Annotated in this window: 3 protein-coding genes and 1 pseudogene; 3 read left to right on the forward strand and 1 reads right to left on the reverse strand. The window is 39.9% G+C overall.

The window, feature by feature from the left end; genetic code table 11:
- Positions 1–653: 653 nt before the first annotated feature.
- The 3 genes from BK127_RS43465 (at position 654) to BK127_RS41790 (ending at position 2,063) form a co-directional block, all read left to right on the forward strand.
- Positions 654–812 carry a DUF4274 domain-containing protein gene (locus tag BK127_RS43465; RefSeq protein WP_179097832.1) on the forward strand — a complete coding sequence of 53 codons (159 nt, stop codon included), beginning with the start codon at positions 654–656 and terminating at the stop codon, positions 810–812.
- A gap of 26 nt (positions 813–838) precedes the next feature.
- The gene (locus BK127_RS46025) at positions 839–913 is read left to right on the forward strand and encodes a EutP/PduV family microcompartment system protein (protein WP_372237427.1); all 75 of its coding nucleotides are present in this window, start codon (positions 839–841) and stop codon (positions 911–913) included.
- A 760-nt stretch (positions 914–1,673) separates the two neighbouring features.
- Positions 1,674–2,063: a VOC family protein gene (locus BK127_RS41790; protein ID WP_076238527.1), complete on the forward strand. Its 390-nt coding sequence runs from the start codon at positions 1,674–1,676 to the stop codon at positions 2,061–2,063.
- Between the two features lie 192 nt (positions 2,064–2,255).
- Here the strand turns inward: BK127_RS41790 and BK127_RS46170 are convergent.
- Positions 2,256–3,094, reverse strand: a pseudogene (locus BK127_RS46170) (IS110 family transposase); the annotation flags it as partial.

Consider the following 3,094-nt stretch of genomic DNA (forward strand, 5'->3'; position numbering starts at 1 on the left):
AACTTCTTCCGTTGCCCCATAGTATATCCCTCCACTTTTATTATAGAGGTTTTCTATGTGTCTATCTATTCGGGGCAGGGTCAGGCCTCATTCTTTTGGTGAATGATGCTGATTTTTCCATAGGAGTAGTTAATTCAGCAAAACGGCGTATGGACTACAAACATTTTGCCAATAGAATACGAGTCAAACATAGATGGAGTAAACATCAGGGAGTGGTTTTGAAGTTGTATACGATCTTATTCTTATTTTATAGACGCCAATCAGACTAAAGTCATCCGATTGGCGTCTCCTTTATGAGTAATGATCCTAACAAACTATAATACATGTTAATTATGATGTGACACATCATATTGTCGAGTGACAAGAAAGTGTACCGATTGTCATTTTTGTTGTTTCTGCATTAAGCCAAACACATCTATTGTCGGTTAATTGTTAGATCCTTTAGACGACAAACAGGATAATTTTTCGAAAGCAATCATTATAGCACCACTATATTGTATATTACGAACGGGTACGTTGGTAAGAGATAATTTTTATCCATTAAGGGGAACGATAGCTGAAAAAAACATAGCGGCAGCCTCCATAGTGATCGGTTGCTTTTTATTGGCAGGATAGTTGAACGTAGTACAATCCTCCTGCAGGAGATGAAATTTATGTCTTACACAGAATGGATTGTTGATCTTTTACAGAATGAGAATTCTTCATATGTAAAACAAGCAATCAGTGGTATTAATAGCCCCGAATTATTACATGACATCGCACTGAATTATAATTGGGATAACGGTTTTGAAGTGCCTAATTGGTTTGATTGATATCTCCGATATGGGGAGCCGTGGTAATGAAAAAGATCCTCATTATTGGAATTGTAGCTAGTGGTAAGACGACACTGGCACAACGTTGTCAATGGGCTTAATCCTTTTCGATGGATTATGGACAGGTATTACCTGCCATTTCATTGTAAAGGATTATTTTTTTGCTTTGACGATAGAAAGACGGAAAATTCTGAGAAAATTAATGCAACGCTAGTGATAATTATACGGTAATTAGCGGTTTGTTGTTAGGTACGATTGCTCTAGCTCTCTTTGGCATGGATCTGTTGATGAACCAGTATATTGATAAATCGGCGGATTTAACTGGGATTCAAGTTGCAGCTGTCTATCAATACCCTTTTGAAAACATCGACGGGTAACTGCTGCACAAGTATCGCGGCTGGTTTGAGACTCTGGATGAATCAGGCGAAGTGATCTACGTAAAAGGAGATAAAAAAGACGATATAGTGCGTTACAGTTTTGGGCAGCTCTATGCCAAAATGGATTTGCAATGGAATGATGATTCGATTAACTATCATGCCTATGATATAGAAGGCCGCTTGGGGAGTCGTATGTGTTGCTATGGAAAATTCCTGAACGGATGTTGACGGTTTCTACAGCAGTAGGGTTTTTTGCCGGCTCTAACGCACCATAGTTGATCGACCTTCCTCACCCAGCCGTAGTAGAAGTATTGACGGGTTTTAGCCATTTTCATTCTCTGTGGTGCAGTGCTGGTCTTGCGCTGCATGAATGACTAACGGGCAGTAATGTGTAAAAAAATGGTGGATTACTGCTGGATTATATTGTAAAATATAATTATAAATGAAACTAAATTTTATAGAATGAAACTAGGAGGGTGGTAATATGTCTTATAATTTTACGGGGATTGACCACGTTCAATTAGCGGCACCTGAAGGTTGCGAACATGATTCAAGAAGTTTTTTTGCCGACTTATTAGGTTGGCAAGAAATTCCAAAACCTGAAAGCCTGAGAAAACGTGGTGGTGTATGGTTTCAATGTGGAATTCACCAAGTACATATTGGAGTTCAAAAAGATTTTGTTGCCGCCGCAAAAGCCCACCCCGCATTTCATGTACAAAATGTAGATTCATTGCGTGAATATTTATTTCAAAAAAATATCCAAGTGATTGATGATGAGGCACGAGCTGATGAAGGTGGAAAACGCTTTTATTTGAACGATCCTTTTGGCAATCGTCTTGAATTTATTGAATGGCTACCGGGCAGCAAAAGCTGAAGGTAAAAGGTCATTTACCGGTTCTGAACTATACCAGCAATAGGCTGTCAATATTTAATTATTAATGAACGAAACGAAGGATGCTATACTGGAAAAAGGATACGACAAATAACCGCCCCACAATATTTGGGAAGGTTTTCCTCAATGTCTAAGGCTTGCTAATTCAGTCTAAGCGGAAAGCTTCTTTCTTGGTTAATTTGCACAAGCAATCACAGCTACTTTAAACAGTTTGCCTTCAGCACGCTTTTTATCGTCTAGGATCAATACCCGCAAATGCGATCAGTTTCTTTGCATGATCGAACCGATCGATTTCCCCGATTTCGGCTAAAATTGTTGCCGCAAGTTTAGTGCCAATTCCGGGGATCGATTGGATCCAATCATACTCCAATAATTCTTGAGCCAAATCCTCTATGGACTGATCAAGTTTCGATAGATGGTCTTGGTATTGAGGAAGTAAATGAATAAGTAGTTCCAGTGAGATTAAATGACTTGGGAAAGCTGTCTCCTTAAAGGGATTGCGCTCTGCTGCAGCCATTAACTTTTGTGCCTTTTCTATCGTCCAACAGTTGGGATTAACATATCCCGCAAGATTCTGAATGTGCGTCATGACTTCTTTCTCGGACACCGCTAGCACCACTTGAGACGTTGGATTTAGAGCCAGGAAACGAAGGGAAACCTTTGCATAAAGGTCACCAAGCACGCCATGATACTCCGGTAACACTTGATTTAAGCACCGCTTGGAATTCTAATTTTGCTTGAACGCACATACCAGTTAGAGGCTCGTGTTGCCTGTTCAGGTAACGCAAATTCATTAGATATTGACCTCGTTTTTTGTAAGGCTCCAGTTCTTCTTTGTAGAACATTTCCCCCAACTGGTATGCATCAGCGGCATCCGTTTTTACTTGCGTAAATTAGCCTTTTTCGCTTGGTGCGAAAGTAAGGGATTAATGACGATATGCACAAACTGATGCTCGTCCAAGAATTGAACAACTGAACTATGATAATGACCCGTTGCCTCTAATACGACTGCC

It is taken from the genome of Paenibacillus sp. FSL H7-0331, assembly GCF_001956045.1.